This is a genomic window from Sphingopyxis sp., from assembly GCF_036402335.1.
Classification (GTDB): Bacteria; Pseudomonadota; Alphaproteobacteria; order Sphingomonadales; family Sphingomonadaceae; genus Sphingopyxis.
Map to the genome: position 1 here is coordinate 1 of NZ_DASWTD010000171.1, position 2,949 is coordinate 2,949.

Sequence of the window (2,949 nt, forward strand, 5' to 3'; positions counted from 1 at the left end):
TCCTCGGCCAAAGTGGCGCGGACAAAGGCATCGAGGTCGAAATCGGGGAGCAAGAACTGGGTCATGCCGACCGCGATAATCCGCCCACCGAGCAAATCAACTTGACGTTTACGTCAACTGGCGCTGACATACGCCAAATACACGAACGGAGAGGTCCCCATGCAATCCCCCATCTGCGCGATGCTCGGCATCGAATTCCCCCTCCTCGCCTTCTCGCACTGCCGCGACGTCGTCGTCGCGGTTTCGAAGGCAGGCGGCATGGGTGTATTTGGTGCCGCCTCGCTACCGCCCGAACGGCTCGAGGAAGAGCTGGCATGGATCGACGCCCATATCGGCGGGAAACCCTATGGCGTCGACCTGATCGTTCCCAACAGCTTCGCCGGCAAGGGCGAGGTTCGGCGCGAACCCCCTTCCATTCCCGACGAACACAAGACCTTCATCGCCGGCCTGCTGGAAAAACATGGCGTCGACGGGAGCGACCTCGCCCTCCCCGGCGCGGTGCGCAGCAGCCTTGGCGACAATATGAGCGACGACGGCGCCGCGCGCCTGCTCGAAGTGGCCTTCCGTCACCCGATCGCGCTGATCGCCAATGCACTCGGCGTTCCCCCGCCGCTGATGCTCGAACTCGGCAAGCGCCATGATGTGCCGGTCGCCGCTCTTGTCGGCACCCGTGACCACGCACTGGCGCAGGTCCGTGCCGGGGTCGACATCCTGGTCGTCGCGGGCGGCGAAGCGGGCGGCCATTGCGGCGAAGTCGCGACGATGGTGCTGGTGCCCGAAGTCGCCGCCGCCGTCGAAGCGGTGGGCGCGAACACGCCGATCCTGGCGGCCGGGGGCATCGTCACCGGACGGCAGATGGCGGCCGCGATGGCGATGGGTGCCCACGGCGCCTGGACCGGATCGGTGTGGCTGACCACCGCGGAGGCGGAAACCAACCCCGTCGTGAAGGAAAAGATGCTCGCGGCGTCATCGCGCGACACCGTGCGTTCGAAAAGCCGCACCGGCAAACCGTCGCGCCAGCTCCGCTCGCCATGGACCGACGCGTGGGAAGCCGAAGGCGCGCCCAAACCGCTGCCGATGCCGCTCCAGTCGCTGGTCAGCGAGCCCGCGCTGCGCAAGGTCGATAAATTGTCCGAAGGCGGTCACGAAGGCGCCAGGACGCTCGCGACCTATTGGGTCGGTCAGGGCGTGGGCCTGATGAACGAGGCAATGGGCGCCGGCCAGGTTGTCCAGCAGTTCAAGGAAGACTGGGTCACCGCCTGCGAACGGCTCAACAGCTTTATCGACGAGTAAAAAATCCCCGCCGAAGCGGGGATTTTCTGAAATCAGCTGACGGTCGCCTTGACGATCTTGCCGGGCTCGCGCGGCGGCTCGCCCTTGGGCAGCGCGTCGACATTTTCCATGCCTTCGATCACTTCGCCCCACACGGTGTACTGATTGTCGAGGAAACGCGCGTCGTCGAAGCAGATGAAGAACTGGCTGTTCGCGCTGTTCGGGTTCTGCGCGCGCGCCATCGAGCAGACGCCGCGCACATGCGGTTCGCTGCTGAATTCCTGCGGCAGATCGGGGAGCTGGCTGCCGCCCATCCCGGTACCCGTCGGATCGCCGCCCTGCGCCATGAAGCCCGGGATCACGCGGTGGAACACGACGCCATCGTAGAAACCTTCGCTCGCGAGGCCCGCGATACGCTCGACATGCTGCGGCGCGAGGTCGGGACGGAGGCGAATGACGACGTCGCCGGTGGAAAGCGAAAGCGTGAGGGTCTGGTCGGACATGCTGAAACTCCTGCGTTTTGGTTGGCGGTCCCATAGCGGGGCAAAGGGCCAAAGCCACGCATTAAATACACGCGAAGGCTGCACGGCGTTGCCATCGGGCGGCACCCGCACTAGGGGAAGGCTCGGCCCGTGGCGACCAGCGCCACATGAAGAGGGAGGACCGCGATGGATAAACGCGACGATTCCCCGCCGCTCGAAGATGTCGTCACCGCCGATGACCGCGACCGCGCGCCACCGCCCCGCGAAATCGAAACCGAGCTCGACGAAGACGACCGGTTGAAGCCCGAATTCGTCCGCGACGTGATCGAGCTGGCCGAGGCCGGCGAGAGCGAAGCCGCGCGCGAACGGGTCGGCCGCCTCCATCCCGCCGACATCGCCGACCTGTTCGAACTGGCGCGCGCCGACGAGCGCCCGATGCTCGCCGCCGTGCTCGGCGACATGCTCTCGGCCGACGTATTGGCGGAAATGAACGATTATGTTCGCGAAGAACTGATCGATCTGCTCGCGCCGGAGCAAGTGGCCGAACTCGCTTCCGAACTCGATACCGACGACGCCGTCGCGATCATCGAGGATATGGAGGAGGATGAGCAGCAGGCCGTCCTCCAGGCGATGGAGCCCGAAGATCGCGCCGCGATCGAGGACGCGCTCTCCTTCCCGGAGGAATCGGCCGGGCGCCTGATGCAGCGCGACCTCGTCGCGGTGGCCGAACATGTCACCGTCGGCGACGTCATCGACCGGCTGCGCGAGGATACCGACCTCACGAGCGATTTCTGGGAAATCTACGTCGTCGACCCGATGCATCGCCCGGTCGGCACCTGCCAATTGAGCTGGATCCTTCGCACCCCGCGCGATATCGCGATCAGCGACGTGATGAAGCGCGAGCAGACGCTGATCCCGGTCGACATGGACCAGGAAGAGGTCGCGCTGCGCTTTCAGAAATATGCGCTGATCTCCGCGGCCGTCGTCGACAAGGGCGGGCGGCTCGTCGGGATGATCACGGTCGACGATGTCGTCCATATTATCCAGGAAGAGGCGGGCGAAGATATCCTCCGCCTGTCGGGTGCCGGCGATGGCGACATCAACGAACCGATCCGCGAAACCTACAGCGCGCGTGTGCGCTGGCTGGTCGCGAACCTTGGCACCGCGCTGCTGGCGTCCTCGATCGTCGGATTTT

General features: G+C 65.4%; 3 protein-coding genes. 2 read left to right on the plus strand and 1 reads right to left on the minus strand.

Translation table 11 applies throughout. From position 1 onward, the window contains the following. The first annotated feature begins 159 nt into the window (after positions 1-159). Positions 160-1,293 carry a nitronate monooxygenase gene (locus tag VGD20_RS05265; protein WP_331133440.1) on the plus strand — a complete coding sequence of 378 codons (1,134 nt, stop codon included), beginning with the start codon at positions 160-162 and terminating at the stop codon, positions 1,291-1,293. Between the two features lie 32 nt (positions 1,294-1,325). Here the strand turns inward: VGD20_RS05265 and VGD20_RS05270 are convergent, their stop codons facing one another. Beyond that, positions 1,326-1,775 (minus strand): peptidylprolyl isomerase, encoded by a 450-nt coding sequence (locus VGD20_RS05270; protein WP_331133441.1) that lies wholly within the window; start codon positions 1,773-1,775, stop codon positions 1,326-1,328. 165 nt (positions 1,776-1,940) lie between these two features. Here VGD20_RS05270 and VGD20_RS05275 point away from each other — a divergent pair. After that, on the plus strand, positions 1,941-2,949 hold a 1,009-nt coding region (locus VGD20_RS05275; RefSeq protein ID WP_331133442.1), incomplete at its 3' end, for a magnesium transporter.